10 protein-coding genes are annotated in these 24,352 nt (G+C 70.9%); 1 reads left to right on the plus strand and 9 read right to left on the minus strand.

The annotated features are described in order from the left end of the window. Positions 1 to 349 precede the first annotated feature (349 nt). Entirely contained in the window at positions 350 to 823 is a 474-nt protein-coding gene (locus ABD374_RS00395; protein ID WP_344488760.1) for an ATP-binding protein, read from the plus strand. Positions 824 to 1,329: 506 nt separating this feature from the next. Here ABD374_RS00395 and ABD374_RS00400 read toward each other — a convergent pair. From ABD374_RS00400 to ABD374_RS00440, 9 genes are all read right to left on the minus strand, one after another. After that, a complete protein-coding gene (locus tag ABD374_RS00400) occupies positions 1,330 to 1,599 on the minus strand; it encodes a hypothetical protein (protein ID WP_344488763.1) in 270 nt (89 codons plus the stop codon). A gap of 157 nt (positions 1,600 to 1,756) precedes the next feature. Beyond that, entirely contained in the window at positions 1,757 to 2,392 is a 636-nt protein-coding gene (locus tag ABD374_RS00405) for a hypothetical protein (protein ID WP_344488766.1), read from the minus strand. 1,599 nt (positions 2,393 to 3,991) lie between these two features. Then, entirely contained in the window at positions 3,992 to 5,458 is a 1,467-nt protein-coding gene (locus ABD374_RS00410; protein ID WP_344488769.1) for an HAD-IB family hydrolase, read from the minus strand. Further along, entirely contained in the window at positions 5,455 to 7,311 is a 1,857-nt protein-coding gene (locus tag ABD374_RS00415; RefSeq protein WP_344488772.1) for a 1-acyl-sn-glycerol-3-phosphate acyltransferase, read from the minus strand. Before ABD374_RS00415 ends, ABD374_RS00410 begins: the two co-directional genes overlap by 4 nt. A 79-nt stretch (positions 7,312 to 7,390) precedes the next feature. Beyond that, positions 7,391 to 16,078, minus strand: a complete 8,688-nt coding sequence (locus ABD374_RS00420; RefSeq protein WP_344488775.1) for a beta-ketoacyl synthase N-terminal-like domain-containing protein — start codon at positions 16,076 to 16,078, stop codon at positions 7,391 to 7,393. Positions 16,079 to 16,245: 167 nt separating this feature from the next. After that, positions 16,246 to 18,579 (minus strand): SDR family NAD(P)-dependent oxidoreductase, encoded by a 2,334-nt coding sequence (locus ABD374_RS00425; RefSeq protein ID WP_344488778.1) that lies wholly within the window; start codon positions 18,577 to 18,579, stop codon positions 16,246 to 16,248. After that, positions 18,576 to 19,301 carry a phosphopantetheine-binding protein gene (locus tag ABD374_RS00430; protein WP_344488781.1) on the minus strand — a complete coding sequence of 242 codons (726 nt, stop codon included), beginning with the start codon at positions 19,299 to 19,301 and terminating at the stop codon, positions 18,576 to 18,578. The genes ABD374_RS00425 and ABD374_RS00430 overlap by 4 nt, the downstream gene beginning before the upstream one ends. A 121-nt stretch (positions 19,302 to 19,422) precedes the next feature. Next, positions 19,423 to 22,314, minus strand: a complete 2,892-nt coding sequence (locus ABD374_RS00435) for a type I polyketide synthase (protein WP_344488784.1) — start codon at positions 22,312 to 22,314, stop codon at positions 19,423 to 19,425. A gap of 510 nt (positions 22,315 to 22,824) precedes the next feature. Further along, positions 22,825 to 24,246, minus strand: a complete 1,422-nt coding sequence (locus ABD374_RS00440) for a PfaD family polyunsaturated fatty acid/polyketide biosynthesis protein (RefSeq protein ID WP_344488787.1) — start codon at positions 24,244 to 24,246, stop codon at positions 22,825 to 22,827. Between the last annotated feature and the right edge of the window lie 106 nt (positions 24,247 to 24,352).

A 24,352-nucleotide genomic window follows, 5' to 3' on the forward strand; every position in this document is an offset into this window, starting at 1 on the left:
CGCAGATTGCGCGCCACGACATCGAGGGAGCCCACCGGCGCGGCCTCCTCCGCCGCTGCCAGCACCTCAGCCAGTCCGATCCGATCACCAGCCACAACAGCCTCCCTAAGTTGGAGACTCTCCTTCCCACCGAAGCGGCGGCATCACAGTTGCGACATATGCCTCAGAACGCACGGTGTCTTGGCGAGGGGTCCGATCAGATCTCGGTTGGACACATCCACGGTTCGCTGTCCAAGGGCAAGCAGGCCCAGTCGCCGCCCCTTCTGTTTGGCGTGCGTACGTGTGATGTGAAAGTTCGGGGGTAAACGGGTTGCGGCATGACAGGGCGCTTGGGGGAGGGCGGGTCGGTATGGGGCAGACAGTGGGCGGTGGGGGCCGGGAGACGTTGCTGGGAGACGTGATCTCGGTATCCGGCGTGTTCGAGGGCAGCGAGGGCATTGCCGCGGCCCGTGATCTGGCCCGCGCCTTTCTCGCCGACGTTCAGGCCGTGCATGGGCTGCCGGTGTCCGGGCGCGCGATGGGCATGGTGCAGCTCGTGGTCAGCGAGCTGGTGACCAACGCCCGCAAGTACTCACCCGGCCTGTGCCTGCTGACGCTGGAAGTTGGTGGCGGCGCGGTCGAGGTGTCCGTATGGGACAGCAACCCGACGCCGCCGGCGATCCTCGCGCCCGACCCGACCCGGATCGGTCAGCACGGGCTGGAGATCGTCATGGCGGTCGGTCAGAGCTTCGCGGTGCACCGCGAACCTGTGGGCAAGCGGATCTCCACGGCCATCGTGCTGGCCGATGACCCAGGTGGGGACGCCGCCGGCCGCCAGCGTTGACGACATCTGAAGCCAGATGCTGCCCGCCCACTGGCCAACGATCGCGCCGCCGTCGGCCCCACCCGTGGGCGGCGTGCGCTGCGGACATCCAGGCATGGCCCCCACGACCCGTTCTGGGCTCAGTCGGCGGTTTTTAGCCCGCTCACCCGCGACAACGACGCAGGCCAACCACGAGTCCAAGTACCCTCGCGGATGCACCAACGTGTGCGTGAACGCCTGATCCCTCATTTTTGTGCTGGAAGCCGCCCCCGCCACCCCTGGCTCGTCGCGCGAATCACGCGCCGCAGAGGAGTGCCGGAAGGCGAAATGAGGCTTTCGGTCTGGCGCCACGGCCTGCACGAGGCAACGTCACGGCGTTCCCGCGCGGCTGCGTCTTGGCCGGGGAACCGCGTGGGGTTACGAAGACTCTGTGGCCGGCCCGGTGCGGCGAGGCCCGGGCCGGCCACATTCGCTGCGAAGCCCGGGCGACGGGCCTGAGCGCCCACGAGTCCCGGGCGCAGCGCGTGTCAGCTGCCGACGGGTGTGACACCGAACATCAGGGCGCGGCGGCTGATGTCGTAGTGCACCGTTGACGTCTCGGAGAGCAGGTCCTGGAGGACGTCCGCGTCCTCAGCGTTGACGGTCAGTACCTCTTCCCACGCGCCTTCGTCGAGCACCAGCTGCAAGGTGATGGTCCCTGGGGTGCCTGGACCACTGGCGACCCAGGTGAACTGGTAGTGGCTGAGCTGACGCACCTTGATGCTGTCGTCGGTGACAGGCTGCGTGACCTTGGCCATGAGCTTTCTCCTTGAGGGATCAGGGTTGGGCGGGATGGGTTCACGACTACTGGATGATCTTGTGGAACCCCCGATACGGCCCGTCGGCATGATGGGCCGCGAAAGCAGGTTCCGGCTCGGGCGCCGGGACGGGAGCCCGGCGGCCGGGGACGGTGCATCACGCGTCGCGGGACCGTCCCGGCACGCCGCGCTTACGCGATCGCCGAGCGGCAGCCAGACCGGCTCCCCCAGCTGTGGCGAAGGGTGAGGCGGCCCGGCGCATCACCCCCAGATGTTGCTGTTCGGGGCGCTGCTGCTCACCGTGCAGGGCGTTGAGGACCAGCACACTTGCGGTCAGCGCCGGTACGGCCCACTGCAGCAGCACGAGCTGACGCTGCGCCTGTTCGAGCTTGACCGGGTGCTCCGCGGCCATCTCGGCGTCCCTGGGGTCCAGGGACGAGGCGAGTTCGACCTTCTTGCCCACGACGCGGGTGTAGGCGGTCGCGGCCAGGGCCGCTCCCGTGAGCACCAACTTGGCCACAGTGGAGGCGCCGACCCCCTGTTGGTAGGCCACCCGGGCGCTGTTCGCACCCAGCAGACCGGCCCCTCCCACCAGATGAGCACCGATCGCTGCTGCGTTCACCGGTGTCCAGGCTGCCCAGCCGGCGCTGGCGATCCGCGCGGTGGACATTTCGTCGTCGGCGGATCTGTTCGCCGCCCCATTGAGGCCGATGGCACCCATCAGGGAACCACCGAACCAGGCCGCCAGCCCGATGTCGTGCAGGCTGCGCAGAACCGTGTTGCGTTCTGACATCCGAATCCTTCCAAGACTTGTGCCCCGCGACCCAGGGCACCGCAACCAGCTTCGGCGTGATCACCCGCACCTGCCAGGCAAGGCGCGCATACGAGCTACCAGCCCAGCTCAAGCCCCTGTCGCAGGGTGACTCGGTCACGGAGTTTCGGCGGTGAGGGCGCGGCGTCACCGATTCCTCATGTGTTCCGTCAAGGCACGGGTGTGGTGGGTGGCAGACGGGACCGAGCGGTTCGCTCGACAGACCCGCTCGGTGCTAACCGGGGAGCCTCGAGGCCGCCCAGCAGCTGCGTCGCCCGCCCGGAAGACGCGGCGGCGGTGCGCGCTCATCGCGCTCGGTGAGCACCCCTCGCCGCCGGTGCCGGCACCGGCGGCCAGGCGCCTTCCGACGCCCGTCGGCGCAGCAGCCGATCACCGATGTGGGGGGCGCCCCATCCGGTGCCCGAGAGACGGCCCTGCGTTCCCTCCTCCCTGCGGAGCTGCGGCCGAAGAACGGGGCCTGGGAAGACGACTCGGTGCTTTTCGCGATGGAGCTCCCCGGTCAGGCCGGGTCTGCGTCGCGGTCGTCCTGGACGGCTGCTGACGGTCGATCGTCGGACGGCAGCCCCCCACTCACCTGTGGGCCGGCCTTCCCCTGCACGCCCCGGAGACGGTGCTCCCGGTGCAGCTCAGAGTGCGACTGGGCAGTTTCGGCAACGGGGTATGTGACAGGAGCGGAGGGGGCGTACGGGCAGGGGGGTGGCGTTCGGCAGGCAGATGGCGTCAGGACGCCGGGCTCGGAGCCTTCGGGACAGACCGTCTCAGAACCCCGGGGCGTTTCGGAAAGGCCGGGCTCTGCCGCGAAGGCGTCCCCGATGTTCTCCCGCGGGGACCCGGAGGGCCTCGGTGCTGCTTGCAGCGGATCCTCGGCGGACGCGGATGTCCGTCCCAGGTCCTCAGTGTGTGGGGGAGTGCGCACGCTCGCCGGCTCACAGGGGTCGCCGTCGGGTTCCGGCTCGCTGGGCACGGCAGACACCGAAGCCGGGAGGGAGGGCGTGGGGTGTGACGAGCCCTGCGGGAGGGGAACGGCCGTCGGTGAGAGCGGAGCGGCCGATGTGACAGGGCTCCCGGCGCGCGACGGCGTTTGTTGTGACGGTTGCTCAGGGGGCGGTGTGAGCCACCGGGTCGGGCCCTGTGTACTCGCCACGGTGGGAAGGAGCACGGTAACGCCGTGCGGGGCGGGCGGCGGCGAGTGCTGAATCCGGTAACCCACGGCGGTGAGCAGACCGGCCAAGGAGACCACGAAAGCGGTGAGCATCTGTCGTACGGACATTGGTGTCCCTCTGTGCGGAGTCGTCTCAGGAACTGAGTTCTTCGAAGTAGCGCCTGGCAGATCGAAGGAAGTCGACGAACCCGCTGAACAGGTTCTGGGTCGCCTCGGCGAATGCTTCTGGGACGGTGAGAATCAGGTAGAGACTGGTGAGAGTGAGTAGCCAGAAAAGAGGGCTACGGCCGCGCATGAACACCTGTGCCTCCTGTATGTGGTGCGACGAGTTCCCTCTGCGGTACGCAAGAGGGAGGCGGGAAGAGGGAAGCGGGGCAGTTGTCTGGCTCCCGCACCCGTCAGGCGCGCAGGGCCTCTACGAGTGACTGACGCACGCGGTCTGCCTCCGTGCGGATCCTCGCCGGATCCCAGCCCCGGGTGTCCACCGGAGGCAGGACGGTGACCTCGATCGTGCCCGGCCGCAGGGTCAGTCCCGATCTCGTCATCACATCGGTGGCGTTGTGGATCGCGATGGGGACCACTGGAACACCGGCACGGGCAGCGATTCGGAACGCGCCGCTCCGGAAGGGCCCGACGTCCGGGGTCAACGCCCTGGTGCCTTCGGGCAGTACGAGCACGGAGCGGCCCGAGGACAGGCGCTCGACGGCCCTGTCCAGGAGGCCGGCCGATTGGAGTGGCCTGTTCCGGTCGACGAACAGGGTGTCCGCGAACCTCAGACAGGAACCCAGCACGGGGACGCTGCCCAGCTCCCGTTTCGCCACAGCGCACCAGTCGCCCTCGATGAGGCGTGCCAGGACGACGGCGTCCAGTGGGCTGGTGTGGTTGGCGACGTAGACGGCGGGCCCCACCTGGGCCGGTCGCTCACCGCCCCGGATCGCCACCTCGACCCCGGCAGCCCGCAGGATCAGGGCACTGCCCAGACGGAAGGCGCTCGAAACGACAGCGCGCGGTTCGCATCCCGCTCCCGCAGCGGAAAGGGCCACCGCGAGAGAGACCGTTGCCGCGCCGGCGGCCCCTGCGGTCGACCTCAGCCTGCCAAGAACCGAACCGCGGGACCGACCGGCCAGAACGGCGGGCCAGCCCTGTCTGCTCGCTTCGGCGGCCAGAGCAGCCCTGGCACGCACCACCCTGGGCCTGCCGACCGCCTGAAGCAGGGGGATGTCCTCGTAACCGTCGCAGTACGCGTAGCTGTCCGTCAGCTCAATGCCGTGGCGTCGGGCGTGCGCGCGTACGGCGGCCAGTTTGTCCGCCCCAGAGCACATGGTTGGCAGGGTGTCGGTGACCACCCGCCCGTCGACCACGGGAACCGGTGTGCAGAGAAGCTCGGAAACGCCCAAGGAGGCGGCCAGCGGCGCCACTTGTGCGGAGCTCGCCGCGGTCGCTACGCACACTGAGTGCCCTCTGGCCTGATGGGCGCGTACCAGGGCCCACATGTCGCGGTCGATCTTCGGAGCGATCTCCTCCGCGAAGACGCGCTCGCTCAGTGACCCCAGTTCGTCCTCGGCGCGTCCGTGCCAGCACGCAGCCGCCGCAGCTGCCAACCGGGCCGCCGCGCAGGTTTCGACCCCGGATCGGGCGCGCCACAAGTCGGCGGCGATGTGGTGAGGCGCCGCCGAGGTCAGTGCGTGCCAGGCTTCGGCCGGCCATTCCCCATGGCGCAGACGGTTGATGCAGAACGCGATCGAGGAGTGACCGTGGATCAGGGTGCCGTCGAAGTCGAAGTAGGCACCGGTCGCCGGCCCGGGCGGCGAGTTGTCGATGTCGGCCAGCAGTTCGCGCAGGGCGAGTGCGGGTGCCCCGGTCACGGCCGGTCTCCGCCGGGCCGGCCGGGCACCGGGGGCAGCTTCGCGGTTCGCCGGATCAGAGCGATCGTCATCAGGTCGGCATGGAGTTGCCTGGCCTCGGCGTGAGCGTGCCGGCGCCTGCGCGCCGCGTCGAGGCCCGTCTCCAGCAGGCCCGATCGCCGGGCGTCCAGGAGCAGGGAGTGATAGAAGCCCGGCGCGTGCGGGGGGACGAGGGACGCGCTCCCGATGGTGTTCGACCTGGTTCGGGCGCGAGCCAGTATGCGCGGAAGCACGACGTCGGGGTCGATCGTGTGGCTGTCCGGCTCCCGGGCCAGTTCCTGGAAGGCTACGAGTTGGCCTGCCGATGCGTCGGACAGAACGTCGGGGGCGATGAGTGCTTCCGCGGGAGTGAGCGGAATCGGGAACGTCCACAGGCCCTCTTCGGTGCCGTCCGTGGATGTGGCGAGCCGCTTCAGCTCGACCACCCCTGTCGCCAGCAGACTCGACTCGACGCCCAGTCCGGTTCCGCATGCGGCAGCCGTCAGTACGCTGCGCAACTCCTGCACGGCTGCGTCCCACGCGTCCATGGGTGTCACACGGGCGGCCCGGAGGGCGGCGACCTCGGCCGCCGCACGTGGCCACAGCCAGTGGATGCCCTGGTTGCGGTAGAAGGTGGCCACCGCGCGGTGCTCGCGGACGTGCGCGCGCAGGACCGGGGGCAGCCCCCGTCCGGCCTCCGAAACGGATGCGTCGGTCCCCGTCAGCGACACTGCTCCGACGTCTCGCAGACACAGGAGAGCCCTGCGCACTCCCTGTTCGGTGCGCAGGTCCTCGGTGTCGAGTGTCGGTGCGTCCGATCGTTCGAGGCTGTCCAGGAGGGGTTGCGCCCGCTGGTGCACCTGTGCCGTCGTGGACCAGTGCCCCGCCGCCGACACGGCGAGAGCGACCAGGGTCTGCCCGGTGACGGGAGTGACCCGGCAGTGTGCGCGGCTCACCTCGCGAGCCATGATGCGGGTGGCGGTGGGCTCGGAAAGGGTTCCCCTCGCGTGTTCTACGAAGTCGTCGACCGACAGCGGGGCTGCGAACCGTACGTGCACCACGCCCCGGGTGCGGTGCTGTGCTTGCAGATAGCGCAGGAACCAGCGGAGGGACTCGGGGCGTTTGGCCTGTCCGTTCCCCTCCCTCGCGAGGGCGGTCGCGTCGGGCAGGGAGGAGAAGGACAGGGCGACGGGAACGAGCCAGACCTTGCTGCCCGGCATGTCACGGACCGCGGCCAAGGTGTGCTCGAGCAGCCCGTGCCGGGGTGGTCCGGGCAGCCCCGTACGCGACCTGCCGCCCTCCTGGTACCACTCCAGGGTCTCGCCACTGCCGACGAGGTGCCGCAGATACAGCCGGAGCGCGCTGCGGTAGTCCTCGTCGGCGGGGGAGGCGCGGCGCAGGAACACCACCCCGGCGCGGGCGGCAAGCGAGGCGATGAGGGGGAGCCGCAGGTTGTCACCCGCGAACCAGAGTGGCCGGGGCCTGCCGATGTCGCGCAGAGCCAGCGACACGAAGAGCGGATCGGTGTACGCGCGGTGCTGCGGGAGGAAGATCAGGCAGGCGTCGGTCGCCGCCGGCCCCAGCAGCATCCGCCGGTCCTCCTCGAGGATGTTCACTTCCCAGGAGGGGACGAGCGCACGACACATGACGCGTGTGAAGAGGCCGGTCCAGGGTGTCCCCCGAACGGTAACCATCTCGCGCAGACACCGGCGCACGCGACGGCGTGCCACCGTGGCGTCGACGCCGGTGCGCTGTGCCAGTGCGAGGATCTCGTGGGATGCGTGGGGATGACGCAGAACGGTGTCCACCTCGGTGGAGCGACGGCGCTGGAACATGTGCTGCTTCTCCCTGTCTGCCGGGTGATGCCGAGAGGCCCCTTCGGCGCGTGGCCGGGGGTGTGCGGGCGGCGGGGCGTCACGTCGGTTCCGTGACGATCCGGCGGTGTGCGTGCCGGTGTTCCGCGGCAGCGGTTTTCGCCGCCGCGCCCGAGAAGCGTTTGCGGACGTCGCGCGCCCATGCCGTGTCGGAATCGGACATGTCGCCGGTGAGCAGGGCCTCGAAGGTTCCCCGCGGCCTCGGCAGCCCTCGGACCAGCGCCAGCAGCAGCGAGTCGTCCGGATCCATGCCCGTGTACGACGGATGACGGGTGGCGTGGGCCCGGGCGTCGTCCAGCGCGGAGGAAACGACGAGGGCGGGAGGCGGGGGGACGAGGGCGAGCGCCGACAGTGCGGCTGCCAGCCCCGCCCGGACGTCCTGGACCGTACCGGCGGGGCAGGGCGCGGCCACGTGATGCGTGGCGGCCACACGCAGGGCGCCCACGGCGACGTGTTCCTCCAGCCCGTCGGCGGAGCGCACCGGCCGGAAGCACACCGGGTGCACGGGTACGCCGGCGCGGACGGCGGCTGTGAGCACCGCTTCGGATCCCTCATCGCCGGTTCGTCCCAGACCTGCGGGGAGGACGATGTCGCCGCCGTGCGCGAGGTGGGTCAGCGCCCGCCGTGCCAGGGGGGCCCTGTCGGACGCGCAAGGACAACGGCGGAGATCGGTACGGGTGCCCGGGCCGTCGAAGAGCAGGCGCAGAAGCCCACGAGCGGTGCGGGAAGGAGCGGGAAGCAGCGTCTGCTGCCCGCGCAGGGCGGAGTTGGCCGCCGCCAGGACCAACGCCGCGGGTTCGTGGTCCGGTCCGTAGGCGTAGACCCGGCCGGGACCCGGGCACCCGTGGGGCGGCCGCGGCACCCGAACCAGCTCGTCCGACAGACGGATGCCGCCGAGGAAACCGTGGAGCAGGGCCGAGAGGAGGTCCAGGGCCGGCCAGTCCGGGCCGTTCTGCGCGGCCCACCAAGCGGTCGGTCGCGCCAGGTCGAGGGAAGGGGGCGCCGCGTCACGAACGCGTACCTCTGTGCCGCGCCGCCGTACGGAGAGGTGGTGCGTCGTCATGGGCAGGTTCGGAGCATGGGCCTGGGCGCGGGCAGTGCTGGTCACCAACCGGGGGTGGATCGCGCTGTGGCGGGCGACATGTTCCCGTAGGGCGATCGCGAAGGGCAGTTCCTCGTCGTCGGTGTTGTCCGCCAGTCCGAAGGCGTGCGTCAGCGTATGGGGAAACCAGTCGAGGGCCCGCAGGTCGTCGTCGGTCAGCACGGTGTGGGTGCCGCGCACCTCACTGATGCCCTCGCCGGGCAGATTGGCGTCCCCGCGCAGGAAGGAGAGACGGTCCTCGGGGGAGTGGGCGGCCAGCCTTCCCAGGCCCATCATCCGTAGCTCCAGTCGCATGGTGACCAGGGGAGTGCGCCCCTGGTAGAGCCAGAGGTCGAGCAGCGGACGCATCGGGTCGTCGTCGGCGAGCCCGGCGTACCGGGCCTCGGTGCGCAGGGCGCCGTGCGACGGGACGGGCGCGTGACGGCGCAGGTGGTGGAAATGGCGGGGGTAGCCGGCGTGACCGGACGGGATCCGGGGGTCCCACAGTTCCAGCTTCTGGAAGGGGACGACGTGGAGGGCACCGTCCAGAAGGCCGGGGTGCAGGGTCCCCGCAGGGACCTTGCACCGGCGGGTGTCGAGCACGCCGCTGCTTCCTGCGTCGCCCATCCGCAGTCCGACCAGGGAGCGGAACGCAGGTCCGTGAAAGAGGTGCCCTTCCGTGTAGGGAGAGCTGAGCACCGGCCGGGTGCCGGACAGGCTGGGGGGCGCCGCGGGCGGGGAAGGCGGTTCGTGTCGGATCTCCGCCCGGGCGACTCGCTCGTACCGGGAGAGCGCGGGCCGCCCCGCTTCGCGCCACACCAGTAGTTCGACTGTCGTGCCTTCCCGGCGGGCCCGTACCTCCGTCATGAGGTGGCGCGGACCGTCGAGTACCACCCAGCGTTCGAGGGTCAGGGTTTCGATGGAGTGACAGGTGCGACCGGTGTGCCGCTCGGCCGCCGAGGCCAGGACATCGGCGATCACGGTGGCGGGCAGGGAGGGGTCGGCGCAGGTGGGGCGGTGGTCGCGGAGCCAGGTGTCGACGGCCGGGTCGAGCGTCCGGGTGCTGAAGTGCCGGGGGAGTGCCCGGGGACCGGTGTCCGTCACGCGCAGGGTGATGTTGTCCACACGGTACGCCCACACACCGTCCACGCCGAGCCAGCCGTTGGCGACGGCGTACCGTCCCTCCGCGGTCTCACCGGTCTCGGTGATCTCCAGCCGGAAGACGACGTGACGTGACGCGGGGCCGACCTGCCCGCGGTATTTCCAGGTCAGCGGTTTGCCCATGTTCGCCGCCTCGAAGCGCGGCGCGCGCATCCCGGCGCCGAAATCCTTGTCGATCATCAGGACGCGCAGGAGTTGGTACAGGCCTTCCACACCGAGTGAGCCCGGCTGAACAGGGTCCTGGAAGAAGTGCGCCCTGAAGTACCAGTCGTCGGCCCTGACGTCCTTCTCGCCACGGATGCTGCCCAACCCGGCCGCGCCGCCCCCGGTGTCGCGATGGGTGGCTCGCTGGGGCACGACCAGGCGGCTGTGCCCGATCCTCAGGGGCCCCCCGCAGTACTTCTCGGGGCGGGTGGTGAGGTCGACGGGGGCCGGAGCGGAGTGCGCCTCCGCGGGCTGGGACTCCGCGTCGTCCGAGGAGGGAGGAGCGGGCAGACCACTCGCGGACTCGAAGGCGCCGTCTGCGAGGTATCCGAAGCTGGTGGTGCAGTTGAGCACCGGGACGCCGTCTGCGCGGCACTCGATGTCGAAGAAGGTGAGCACCATGTCGTCGGCCACGGTGTGGCCGGTGAGCTCGACCCGCGTACGCAGCGTGCGCGTACCTTCGGGTACGGCTTCCAGAAGCGTGGTGGCCCCGTCCAGGTTGCGGAAGTACAGACCACGACCGTTGTCGGGGGCGCAGCCCGTGAACTGGGCCAGCCAGCCGCAGGGTTGCAGGGCGGCTTCCATGAGGATCGCCGTGGGGAGTGTCGTGCCGCTGTCCTTCCAGTACCAGGCGTCGGCGCGCAGTTCGAATTCGGCCTCCGCCCAGCTGCCCTCGACCGGTTGTGCGGCCTGTGCCCCCAGCGCGACGACGCGGTCCACGCACAGGTAGGGCGGGCCGGGCAGACGGGGGATCCTGCGCCCGTCGTCCTCTCCGACGAAGGCCGGCCCCGGGTACTGACGTGCCGACCCCCAGACCAGCCCCAGCATGTACTCGCGGTCCAGGGCTGTGCCGTCCAGTACGTACGCCGTCCCTTCCGGCTCCACTCGGGCCAGCTCGTTCGGATCGACCGGCATGGGCGGACACTGCGCCGAGGGCAGGGCGCGCGCCTGGCCCCGCCAGTGGGCGAGAGGGGTGTCGGGAACCAGCCGCAGGGCGAGGCTTGCCGCGTGGAAGGACGGCCTTCCGTCGACGGTGCACAGCAGATCCGCGCGCAGGACGGGTTCCGGCCCCTCTTCGAGGTCGGTGACGAACAGCTCGTAGACCAGGAGCGAGTTGGCGGGCACCGCCTGGCCCCGGCATCGCATCCGTGAGGTCTCCTCCTGGACGGGCTCGAAGCGCCAGCCGTCCCGGGACGCGGTCAGGCCGAGGGCCGCCAGATGGAAGGCCATGGCCTGGTAGCCGCCTTCCAGCATCAGGGTGCCCGGCATGCAAGGGTCTTCGTGGAAGTGCCCTTCGAAGAACCAGTCGGCCTGGGTCAGGTCCAGTTCCGCGCGCAGGTAGCCGGCCCCGGTGGGCCCGCCCCGCGGGGCGAAGTCGGTCACCTCGTGGAGCAGTTGCAGATCACCCCCGTTGATGCGCGGGGTTCGCAGGTGGGTACGTGTGATCTCCCATTCGGAGCCGAAGCAGTCGGCGGGGCTGCCCAGCGCGAAGGCACGCACCTGCTCGGCCGAGAACCTCCGCACCGTGTCCCCGGTCGGAGGCAGCGGGCCCGTCCGTGCTGCGCGGGGCAGCTCCGAGGGTTGCCACAGCACGCCCGCCGATTGCTCCAGTTCCGCATCGGTGAAGAAACCCGCCTGACCGTTGCGCACGCTGATGCGCAACTCGTCCCCCACCCAGCAGTCGTACTGGAAGAAGAAGAGGCGCACGCCCGCGTGCTCCGCGTGTCCGGTGATCTCGATGCGATAAGTGAGGGTTTCGCCGGGCCGGGGCAACGGTCCGTGGAAGGTGAGATCGCAGCCGAGCAGACGGTAGACACGGCCGTCGTCCGGGCCCAGGTTCACACCGAGCCAGCTGATCAGCAGAAGGTCCGCCTGGCCGGCTTCGACCATCAGCGCCGGAGACATCCGCCCTGCCGGGTCGAGGTACCAGGAGTCGTGGGTGACGTCCGTCTGCGTCCAGATCACTCCTGTGCCCATGGTCGCCGGCTCCGCCTCGATGGACGTGACGCGGTCGACCAGCAGCATGGGGGGCTTGGGCAGCCTGGTTTGGCGCCGCCGACCGTCCTGAGCACGGAAACGGGAACCGAACAGGTGGGAGACCGGTTTCTCGGCGAGGTACTCGAGCTGAGCACGGTCGAACAGGACGGCCGGGGAACCGTCTTGTACGGCCGGGGCGGGATCCGGCCCGGCGGGGCCCGATACGGGCGGTACCGAAACCGCGGGCGCGCCGGCGGACACGGGTCCGGCTGCGGAAGAAGGTCCGGCCTTGGCCGAGGCCGAAGGGAGGACGGCCTTTCGAGGGCTCAGGGCCGCGGAGGCGTGTGCCTTGCTCTGTCCCGCACCGCGGCCCTCCTTCCGGTCCCCTACCTGGGGCCGCGCCTGTCCTGACGAGACGAGGATGGTTCGGGCTGCCGCGGCGAGATGCGTGGGCGGCGGTGAGAGCCGTTGCGTCAGGGCTTCGTGGTCCACTTCGAACCCGGCCGCGACCAACTGCGCAGCGACGTCGAAGGCCTGTGAGAAGGACTTCTCGGGGGAGGCGTCCATCGCCACCGCGAGATGGTCCTTGCCGCGCAGCGTCTCGCCGATCCAGTTCGTGCAGACCTGCTTGGGTCCGTGCTCCACGAAAACGCGCGTCCCACGCGCATGGGCGTCGAGCACGGAGCCGGCGAACTCCACGGTGCCGGTGGCCTGCGCGGTCAGCGCGTCGGCCAGGGAGTCCGCCGTCGGGATCTGAGGAGTATCCGTGGCGCATGTGTAGAAGGAGACGTCGGGCAACGGGCTGAGCGGCCGGTGGTGGAAGGCCCGCCAGGTCGCGGCGACCTCCTTCACCTCGGGGGCGTGCGCGGCGACGTCGTACTCCAGCCGGAAGGCGTACCGGGGCCGCAGCCGCTTCAGCACCCTCGCGCAGCCCGCCTCCTCACCACCGATGGTGCAGTTCTGCGGGCTGTTCACCGCGGTGAGATGGACGGCCTCCTCACCTGCCAGTGCCTCCTCGACCTGCTTGCGCGGGGCGCCCACCACGTGGGTGGCCCAGCGCTCGCCGGCGATTCCTTTCCTTCGCCATTGGGCCCTCACCGCGCTGCAAGGACCGGTGAGGGCACCCGAGAACAGGGGGTCTGCGACGGAGTCGGCGATCAGCGGGCCCAGTTGCTGCCAGTACCCGAGCGAGATCAGCGCGCTGGTGGCACCCGATGAGTAGCCGATGACACTCCGCGGGCGAAGACCCAGGGTGTCCCGGGTGAGGGAGGTGTGGACGACGCTCAGGGTGGTCGCCGCCCAGATCCGCTGCATGGCGGACAGTTCCACTGCGTCGTCCTGGTCGAAAAGCCACTGCACCAGAGGCCCCAGTGGCCTCCCGCAACGCTGTGCGAGTGCGCTCAGTGAGTCGGGCAGCGCCAGCATCAGCGCGCGGCCCATCTCGGGATACGAAGCCGCGCCTCCGGTGTAGACGAACGCGACCGAGCCCTCCAGGGGCTTCTCGCGGTAGTGCACTCCCGCCGGGCGCACGCCGCCCTCGCGCAGCCAGCGGGACGCCGCCCCCACCCGCTCGCGCAGCTGGTTCTCCCCCTGGGCCCGGACGACGAGACGCGCGAGGCCGTCCCCGCCCTCGTGGTAGGCCGCGGCATTGTCCAGGAGCGCGGCCGTCCCCGTCCCCCGGTAGACGTGCAGGCGAGGAGCTCGCTCGACAAGACAGGCACGCGGCGGGGACGGCGCGGCCCGCAGCCGCAGGCGGTGGGCCTCGGCCGCTTCGGCGGGCCGCACCACGACCTCCGCCGACCGTTCCCCCAGCCACGGGCAGGCCGGAGCACCGGGCCGTGGCAGGGTGGCGCGGTCGAGGCAGATCACGGCGATCGCGACCGACACCAGGGCGTGCGCACAGTCCGCGTGACCGACGAGCTCGGACACGTTCAGGTCGGTATGCCCGGAATCCTGGCGGGCGGTGACGTCGCCCACGGTCAACGGAGCCGGGAAGGCCGGCGGTCGGGGGGCGCCGGAGGCCGGTGAAGGCGCGGCGGGAAGCAGGGCGAGTACACGGTCGCCGTCCCGCGCGGCGTGGTCGGCGCGCTTCAGGACGAGTACGACGGCCGCGTCGACGGGGTCCGCCGGCCGTCCCAGTGCTGCCAGCACATCGCGGTGAACCGGCTCGTCGGGGGTCGCCACAGCCCCGATGATCGCCGCGTCGCTCTCGCCCGCCCGGATGGAACGTGCGGCCAGACGCAGTGCCGTCAGGCCAGACGCCTCCCGGTCCGACATCGCGAAGCCACACCCGGTGAGGTCCAGAGAGACGTTGATCTGGTTCGCGAGGGTGGCCGCGGTGTGCCGCAGCACGGCATTCGCGGTCAGTGGCTCGGGCGTCGGGGCGTCCGGTGTCGCGAAGTCGGCGCCGGCGGCCACAACGGTGTCAAAGACGCGGTCGCCGGCGTAAAGAGCGTTCCAGCGTTGCCGGAAACTCGCGGTTTCCGGTGCTCCCTCCGCACCCACCAGGACGAGTGTGCGCTCCCGCGGCAGGCGCACACCGGCTGCCGCCTCCTGGCAGGCGCCCATGAGCAATGCCTGATGGGGGAGGGCTCCGGTGTAGTCGGCCGGCGGGAAGTGCAGTTCCTGGAGGGAGAGTTCGACGTGTGCCGCAAGCGTGGCGCGCCGTCGGTCGCCAGTGACGAGCCGGCGGACCAGATCCTCGACGGACCGGCCGCCCGCCAGACGGGCGCCCAGGCCCACCACCGCGATCTCGATGTCCTCGGGAGGGCCGCCGCTCGGGGGGTTCTCCTGGGGGGCGTCCGAGCACGCGGGTACGGGGTGCGGGGCGCGGGGTGCGGACTGCACGGGGCGGGTGGGCGCGGCATCGCCCGGCTCTGTGGGCATGGAGGGTCCTGTCTGCTGGGGCAAGCGCGGGCGGTCGGTCGCGTCGGGAGGCGTGGGGTACGCCGCGCCCGAAAGGCGGGTCCGAGCGGAGATTCCGGCGGGAGCCACGGAGGGGCGGGCGGGCGGGCCTTCGAGGACGAGGTGTGCGTTGTTTCCGCCGAATCCGAAGGCGCTCAGCCCTGCCAGCCGCGGCCCTTTCCACGGTTCGGGCGCGGACGGCAAGCGAAAGGGACTGTTCCGCAGAGCCCTGGACGGTGTCCGCACCCCGCACACCGGCGGGATGACGCCCTCCTCCAGCGCTGCGGTCAGTTTGAGCAACCCGACCAGGCCCGAGGCCGTCAGGGTGTGACCGAAGTTGGCCTTCGCCGCCCCGATGGGCAGGTCGCTGGCATCGGCGAACACGCGGGCCGTGCTGCGGATCTCCGCGCCGTCCCCCGACGGGGTGCCCGTGGCGTGGAACTCCAGGAGTCCGACGTCCTCGGGAGCCAATTCCGCGTCCCGGTAGGCCTGACGCATCACGAAATCCTGGACGTCCTCGTCCGGCGCGACGAAACTGCCGCGCCGGCCGTTGTTGGCCCACCCGATGCCCCGGACGACGCCGAGTACCGGAAGGCCGCCGGCGAGGGCGTCCGCCAGTCGTACCAGGGTGACGAAGGCGGCCCCTTCGGCGGGGACCAGACCGTCCGCCGCCTGGTCGAGCGGGCGGCTCCGTCCTTGCAGGCTGAGCACGGAGAGGGCGGTGAAGCCCATGTGGATAAAGAGGTTGTCCGCGCAGCTCGCGCCGCCGGCGACCATGACGTCCGCCTCGTCGTCCTGCAGCCGGTCACAGGCGATCTTGACGGCATACAGCGAGGACGCACACGCGGCATCGAGGGTGAGGGCTCCGGCGCCGAGCCCGAACAGCCGGGCCGTCTGCGCGGCCGGCTGGCCGAAGCAGAAGGCATTGCGCGGATCGACGACAGGCACGCCGTGGGAGGACACGAAGGTCTGTCCTGTTCGCTGCCGGTCCATGACCAGCTGGGCGAACTCGACGGTCGGATAGGAGAGGTTTCCCATGACCAGGCCGCTTCGGGAGCTGTCCCTCGCTTCCGGGACAGGGGCCAGCGCCTCACCGACGGCATGCGCGGTCCAGCGGAACAGCGGAGAGAAACGGGATGCCTCGTCGTGGCTCCAGCCGAGCTCGCAGGGGCGGAAGACCTTGTCGAAGTCCCGGACGTATCCGCCCACGTCATTGCAGACGCGGTCCCGGGACGGCCGGACGGGGGAGCGCAGCGCAGCGGGGTCCAGGCCCCAGTGTCCTTGCGGAAGCGGGGAGATCTCGGAAGCGCCGGAGACCACCGTTCTCCACAGCGCGCCAGGGTCCAGCGCGCCGGGCAGGACACAGCCGCGACCTACGATGGCGATCGGTGCAGAACTCATGAAAAGCCTCGTTCGTCGAGCGGAGCCAGGGAAGCCGGTGAAACTGCAAGGGGAGGTCGTCCGAGTCGTACTGACGGGCAGAGCGTGGCCTCTTTCCCGCCGTGCCCAGCGGGAGCGGCAGGTGGGCGCGACGCGTCGCGCGCACCCCTTTCAGCCTCGGCCCGCGCTCACCGCGGCCGGATGATGAGTTGAATTCCGCCCAGGGCCGCCCGCAGTCCGCCGTCGGCGTCGAGCAGGACGGCATCGCATATGGCGCGCATCCGGTCAGCCCGGCGGGCGGTCACCCGGCAGGTGACCGGGCCGGGCGCCGGGCCCGGGCGGTGCATCTCGTAGCGGTCCACCGCCATGGGCAGGTTGGGCCGGCCCGTGACCTCCTCGCCCCACACCACGGCGAGCTGTACTGCGCCGTCCACCAGTGCGGGATCGGTCCGCCACGGCTCTGCGGCGTCCCAGCCCATCTCCCGCAGCCCGTGCACGATGCCCTGTGCTCCGGCCGGGTCGCAGTGGACGACCTCTTGCAGTACCTGATGCATGGGCCCGTGGAACCGGCTCGTGCCGCCATACCGGAAGCGCCGGTTCGGGGGCGTGTACGCCTCCAGGGGCTCGGGCGTCTCCTGCGGAGCTGCCGGCGGTGCCAAGGTGCCGACCGAACCCACCGCGCTGAACTGGGGGTGACTGCCAGGCCGTCCGAGCCGCAGCGCGCACGTCCCGTCCGGGGCGGGCGAGCGCTGGACGCTGAGCCACTCGGCGCCGGGGTAGTTGTCGAACGCGAGTTTGCTCTGCACCTTGATGTCGCTGAGGACGAAGGAGCCGCCGGCATCTCCGGGCGGAACGACCGCGCGTGCCATCCACTCGACGGCGGTGGCCACCGGGACGATGACCCGGCCCATGATGGCGTGGTCCGCCAGCTCGGGCTGAAGAGTGCCATGAGTCAGCAGCGTGGCGGTCAGCTTCCCCTGGTCCGGCCCGGACTCGTGCGCTGGTGACTTCTCGCCCCAGCATCGCACTTGCTGTTCGTCGGGGACCAGCACCAGGCGTGCGGGGCCCGATCCGGCGGCCAGTTCGGCCGCGAACGCACGCGCCCCCTCCTGGACGGGGATCAGTGCCACTCCCCGGTCGGTGAAGTGCTCCTGCAGTTGAGGCCCCACCATGCCGCCGCGCCAGGCCCCCCAGGCCATGGACACCACATGGGCGTCGGGGTGTTCCCTGGCGAGGTGGGGGGCCAGATGGTCCATGACAGCGTTGGCCATCGCGTAGTCGCTCTGCCCGGCGTTGCCCACCACGGCGCTGACCGACGAGAAGAGGCACACGGTCTTCAACGGATCGTCGGCGGTGGCGTCGAGGAGGTTTCGCAGTCCGGCCACTTTGGTGGTGAAGACCTGATCGAACTGCTCGGGGGTCTTCTCCGCCACCGCCTTGTCCGCGATCACCCCGGCGGCGTGGACGAGACCTGTCACCGGCCCCCATTCGCCCCTGGCCTCGCGCAGACACACCCGTACCGCATCGGAGTCCCGGACGTCCACCGTCCGGTACCGCACGGTCGCGCCGGCGCGTTCCAGCCGCTGCAGCGTGGCGCGGATCTCCCGCGAAGCGAGCAGGCGCGCGGCCGCGGCCCGAACCTGTGGCAGCGGCCTGGACGTCCCCGCAGCCTTGTCGTACTCCAGCAGGGCCCTGATGAGCGAAGGCTCGTCATCCAGTGCGGCGAGCCGGGAGTTCTCGGACACCAGACCGGTACGGCCCAGGAGCAGCAGCCGGGGGGAGCGCCCCGTCGCCAGTGCGGCGAGGCAGTCCGCAGCGATGCCCCGTGCCCCGCCCGTCACCACCAGGAAGGAACGGGAGTCGACGGCCGTTGCGCGGTCCGCCGGGACGGGGGGAGCCGGAACGAATTCCCTCATGTACCGCTCACCGTCGGCGGCGAGTGCCACCTCCTTCTCGTCCCCGCCGAGGAGGAGCTCCTGCGAGAGCGCCTGGCCCACTTCGGTGATCGGGCGTCCGGCGCACTGCAGATCGACAGCCTTGACCGTGATGTCCGGCCATTCCCGGTCGGCGGTCCTCGCGAGGGCTGTCGCACCGTTCAACCAGGCGCCCCCGCCCTGACGGCCCGAGAGTCCGAAGTCACCGCCGCCGTCGTGGACCAGCACCACGGAGTCGACGGCCGCCGGACTGCGGGTGAGCAGCCCGAGCCGCCGTAGCAACTCACCGTGCAGCTGGGGAGACGCCTCGGCGGGCCGCCGCGGACCGCGCAGAGCATCCAGCAGGATCAGACAGCCGGTGTCCGGGGGTACGTCGTCGAACGGCAGGCCGGCGCACATCGTCTCGGCCCGCACACCGCGGGCGACGAGGGCGGCGACGACCTCCGCGGCGATGCCGCGTCCGTCGTCGGTGACGAGCACCCGACGCGACAGACCTGGCAGAGCGAAACCGGGCGACTGCTGTGGACGGGGCGTGAGGACCAGTCGCGTCAACTCGTGCGGGGCGGCGTGCCCCCCGTCGTCGGTCACGAATCCTGCCCGTGCACAGCCCCGGTGAGCTCACCGAGCCGCTGGGCGACGTCGGCGATGGTACGCAGCCTGGCCATCTCGGCCCCGTTGGCGTCGTCCAGGCCGGGAACCTGGTCACGGACGATCGCGAGGATCTGTACACGCTTGATGGAGTCGATGCCCAGTTCCTCCTCCAGGGACATGTCCGGAGTGAGTACGTCCTCGGGATAGCCCGTGACATCGGCGATCACCGACAGGAGCAGCGGAGTGAAGTCCGTTCCACCGCTCGCTCGTCCGGGCGGGGTGGACGCGTCGGAATCTGCGGGAGGCTCGGGGACGGCGGGCGCCGCGGAGCTGGTGAAGGCGGACCCGGGAGGCGGAGTCATGGGCTGTTCGCCGGATCCGGCGGAAGCGGTCGCGGACTCGGGCAGCGGCTGCTCCGCCGACGGGGCGACCGCAGCAGAAGCAGTGCGGGTGGGATCCGAAGGCTTCGCCGGGGAACCGCGGTCCGAGGCAACCGTGGCAGGGACCGTGTCCCTGGCGGAGGCCTCCGCCAGGAGGGTGTGCAACCGCTCCAGGGTGGTCAGAGAAGTCCGGTGCTGTTCCTGGAGCTGCGTGAGGGGGCCGATCAGGCTGCGCAGTACGGCAGGCCAGTCCTCACAGCTCTCGGGAGCGGCATGTGCGGCGCCGTTGCCGTTGGCGTTGGCGAAGGAGGAGGCGTCGCGGTGCGAAAGGGAGGTCATGAGTGCTCCGTGGAGTGAGATGGGTGGGGCGTGGGCAGATGGGCTCGGTACCGGTGTGCGTCAAGGCGGCATCGCCGCTCCCCCTTCTGTCGAGCCTGCGCGAGGACGGAACGGGCGAGGATCAGGCCAGGGACGTGCGGGAGCCTCCTGCCGCAGCTGCGTGCCGGCGTGCGGGATGTGCCGTCTGTCCGGCGTCGGCGGCGTCGGGCGGGTAGGGCCGCCCGTAATTGCTGCCGCGGATGGGTACGGTCATTCCGCGCCTGCCGGGCTTCCTGGGCGGCGCGTCGGTGGCCGCGAACGGAGCCCACAGCGGCGCGAAGTCGAGAGGCCTGGCGCGGTGCACGGTGAGGCGCGCCAGGGTGTCCTGGAGACCGGCGAGAGCATCGGTTCCCCGGTGGTCGACCGCGACGGCGAGGTGCGAACGGTCGCCGAGGTTGCGGGAAACGAGACGGGTGAGCGTGCTGCCTGCTCCGAGTTCGACGAAGTCGTGCACCCCGCTGCGCCGCATGGCGTCCACCTGCTCCGCGAAGCGTACCGGCGACACCATCTGTGTCCCGAGGAGACGTCGTACGGCGGCCGGCTCTTGCGGATAGAGCTCCGCGGTCACGTTGGACCACACGTCGATGCGGGGCGCGCGCAGGGCGGTGACGTCGAGGAACGCGTCGAAGGGGGTGGCGGCCGCGGCGACGGCGGGACTGTGGAAGGCGGCGCCGGTGGAGAGCTTGGTGGAGGGCACCCCGCACCTGCTGAGAGCGTCCGCCGCGGTCTGGACCGCCGCGTGTTCCCCGGCCAGTACCATCTGCTCGGGAGCGTTGAGGCCCACCAGCCAGAGCCCCTTGGGAAGGTGGGGGCCGAGGACGTCCCGCAGACGGTCGGCCGAGCATTCGACGGCCAGCATCCCGCCCGGTTGTTCCGCCCCGGCGCAGGCCATGAGTTCACCGCGTCGCGCGGCCAGCCGGAACAGGGTGGGCGCGTCGTAGACACCGGCGACGTGGAGGGCGACGAGCTCGCCGAAACTGTGTCCCCCGGTGCAGTCGGGGCGCAGGCCCATGGACGTCAGTACGGACAACTGGGCAAGGCACTGCACGGCGAGCGCGGGCTGGGCGTGTTCGGTCTGCGCCAGCGCTTGGGCTTGCCTGCGCCGGGCGGCCCTGTTGAGGGCGGGTGGCGGGAACACCAGTCGGTGCGGGGCACAGCCGAATTCGCCACCCCAGTCCGCTGCGCGGTCCCAGACCGCGAGCGCCTGTGGGCTGTGCAGGGCGAGTGCCGCGCCCATGCCGACGTACTGGCTCCCCTGGCCGGAGAAGAGAAAGGCGAGTCTGCCCGGTTCGCCGACCGGGCCCGCGTAGTGCGCCCGGCCGGGGTGCGAGACACTGCGCGAGGGTTCGTCGCGGAGGTGGTCGGCCAGCGAGCGCAGCCGTTCGGTGGCCTGGGCGCGGTCCGCCGCCAGGACGGCCAACCGGTAGGGCCGGCCGGCGTCGAACGAGAGCTGGGTGGCCCGCGCGTCCTCGTCGAGGGGCGCGGTGGAACCGGAGAGCCGCAGGGCTGCGCCGGCCAGTTCCGCGGGTGAGTCGGCGCCGAGCAGAAGGAGCTCGCTCGTCACGTTGCGCAGCATGGGCGCCCGCCCGGGGCGGTATTCCTCCGCCGTGACATGGAAGTTGCTGCCGCCGAATCCGAAGCTGGACACCGATGCCCGCCGGGGGTGGCGGCCGTCCCGTACCCAGGGCCGCAGTTCCGTGCTGACATACAGGGGGCTGCCGCGGTCCGCGAGGAGCGGGTTCGGCGCGGACACCTTGATGCTGGGGGGGAGCGCTCGCTGGTGCAGCGCGAGCACCGCCTTCAGGAGACCCACCGCGCCGGCCGCAGACTTGGTGTGGCCGAGCTGGGACTTGACGGACCCGACGGCGCACCATGGCTCGCCGGTGGAGTCGTCGGGCCGGTCCTTGCCGAACACGTCGGTCAGCGCGGTGAGTTCGACGGAATCGCCGGTCCTCGTGCCCGTGCCGTGCGCCTCGACGAGTTCCACGGTCGAGGGACCGTAACCGGCTTGTTGGTAGGCACGCTCCAGGGCGATCCGCTGCCCGCCGGGGACCGGTGCGTAGATCGCGCCACCGCCTCCGTCGGACGAGGAGCCGATTCCCTTGAGCACGGCGTAGACAGGATTGCCGTCGCGTTCCGCGTCGGCCAGCCTCCGCAGAGCGAACATGGCGAGCCCTTCGCCGAGCATCGTGCCGTCGGCCTCGTCGGAGAAGGGCCGGCAGTCCCCCGAGGGGGACAGTGCCGGAGTCTTGCTGAAGCACATGTACATGGCGATGCCGTTGAACGTGTCCACCCCGCCGGTGAGAACCGTGTCGCACCTGCCCAGTTGGAGTTCGCTCACCGCCATGGACAGGGCGGCCAGCGATCCGGCGCACGCCGCGTCCACGGTGCAGTTGGGGCCGTTGAGGTCGAACCGGTTGGCGATGCGCCCCGCGACGACGTTGCTCAGCAGGCCGGGAAAGGTTGCTTCCTGCCACGGGGTGTAATGGTCGGCGATGGCGTCGCAGAGCCGGTCGGCCTGCTCGTCGTCGATTCCGTGCTCACGCATCGCCTTGCGCCAGACAGGCCGTTGCAGCCGGTAGCCCATCTCGGTGAGCTGTTCCAGGCCCGAAGCCCCGAGGATGACCCCGGTGCGCGTCCTGTCGAGCGAGGACAGGTCGTTTCCAAAGGCATCGGACAGCGCCAGTTCGGCGGTCATCAACGCCAGGAGCTGTGTGGTGTCGGTCGCCGGGATCATCTTCGGCGGAATCCCGTATGCCAATGGGTTGAAGTCCACGGGGTCCAGGAAGGCTCCCCGGGTGGCATAGGTGCGGTCGGGGGCGCTGGGGTCCGAGTCGTAGTAGTCGCCGACGAGCCAGTGGGACGGGGGCACCTCCTGCATGAGGTCGCGGCCCGAGGAGACGGTGCGCCAGAAGCCGGTCACCGACTGTGAGCCGGGGACCAGTGCGCTGACGCCTACGACGGCGATGTCCAAGGGGGAGGTGGGTGAGGGGGGAACCTGCGCGGGGGCAGCTGGGACTGACGGGGCGGCCATAGGGGCTCCGTAGGGGATGAAGGGCCCGGAGGGGGCCGGATTGTCACGTGGGGGACCGGTGACGCCTTGTACGTGACCGGGCGCGCCTCAGGTGTGGGGCGGCGGTCCGATGCGCCCGCAGGCGGAGCCGGCGCGGTGGTCCGGAGCGGCGCGAGGAGGCGCGGTGGTCCGGAGCGACGTGAGGAGGCGCGGGAGTACCGGCGGCGTTGGACGGACGACTGGCCGCTCTTGCTGGGCGGCGAGGGTTCTCACGCGCCGGGACGGAGTGAGAGGGTGCTTCCGATGCCGATCGCTGGGCCCCTGGAGGGCGGTGACGGGCATCAGGGCCGGGGGACGGGGCACCGGCCGCGGTTTCGCGGCGCTGGGCTGCCCGTCATGGTGGACGGGCCTTCGGTTCGTCCGGCCGGTCTCTCGTCCGGTCCGATGTCGGCTGGGCGTCTGACGCTTCGGCTACGCCGCCTGGCGCAGAGGCCGCGGTCGGAACGTCCATCCCTGGGCCGGCAACTGAACACCGTGACAGCGCAGTTGATGGGCACGGGCGAGGCAAGCCGTCCCTTCCAGCAGATTGAGACCCACCTGGACCACGGAACGTTGCCGGGTGTCTGCGAGGAAACTCCCCGCGACCCAGTGGTTGAACGCGCCCAGTGCGGGACCGCACCACAGTTGGAAGTCCACTGCCCGGCCCTGCTCGCCGCGGATGGCCCAGTGACTCGACTGGCCCAGGTACCAGCGGAACAGCAAGGCCATGCGGTGTTTGGGGTCGGAGGCGGCCCGCTCGATCTCGCCCTGGTCGCGGACGGACCAGAACTTCTCGGTCTGTTCCCAGATGTCGGCGAGGGGAGCCCGGAAGATGTCGCGTTCGAGCCGGCGCCGTGTCTTCTCGTCGAGCTGGTCCAGGCTGTCGTACTGGTCGTAGAGCCGGTGGAGCAGTCGCGCCCGCTGGGCGAACATCGTCCCCTTGCCGAGGACCTGTACCTTGACCCCCAGCTCGAACATGTCCGCGGCCGGCGCCATGACCATGTCGGGAAGGTCGGCGGCGGCCAGCAGAGCGCGGGCCTGTTCGGAGATGCCGGACTCGCGCGTCGTCTGATTGACCGAGCCGGTGACCGCATAGGCCGCGCCGGCGGCGAAGGCCGCAGCCAGGGCGTGCGGCGTGCCGAGTCCACCGGCCGCTCCCACGCGCACGGTGTACCCGTGGACGCGGGCGACGCTGTCGCGAAGTGCCAGCAACCTGGGCAGCAGCGCGGTGAGGGGCCGGTTGTCGGTGTGGCCCCCGCTGTCGGCCTCCGCTGTGATGTCCTCGGCCACCGGGACCCGTGCGGCCAGACGCGCCTCTTCCTTGTTCAGCAATCCCCTGCCCACCAGCTGTTCCAGCAGGGCGGCCGGCGCGGGCGTCATGAAGGCCTTGGCGGTTTCAGGGCGCGAGACCTTGGCCAGGACGCGTACGGGCCGGTGCACCGAACCGTCGGGGCGCTCACTGATTCCGGAGAGCGCCAGGCGCAGCACGGACGGGGTGAGCTCCATGAAGGCGGACACCGACACGCTTGGGACGCGCTCCCTCAACAGCAGTTCCACGACGGCACGTTCCACGGCGGGCTCGGTGGGGCTGTGGATGAGATTGACCGCCCACCCAGGACCTGGCCCGAGCTCCCGCCGGATACGCCCCAGCGCTTCCTCGACCTGCTGCGCGGTCAGTCCCGCGGCACCGAACACGCCGAGAAATCCGCCGCGCGCCGCCGCGACGACCATGTCCGTCGTGGCGATGCCGTTCGCCATCTCACCGACCACGTAGGGGAACCGGACTCCGTGCCGGTCGGCGAACCCCGGGTCGCCCAGCCATTCGGGGAAGACACCGGGAAGAATTCCCTCCACGTTCCATTCGCTGGTGTCGAGTGCTTCCAGCGAGTCGTTGTCGGGGAGAAAAGCCTGACGCCTTCCGTCCTTTCGATGGCTCAGTACCCATACATCTGAACGCGGG

The organism is Streptomyces enissocaesilis, from assembly GCF_039533765.1.
Taxonomy (GTDB): domain Bacteria; phylum Actinomycetota; class Actinomycetes; order Streptomycetales; family Streptomycetaceae; genus Streptomyces; species Streptomyces enissocaesilis.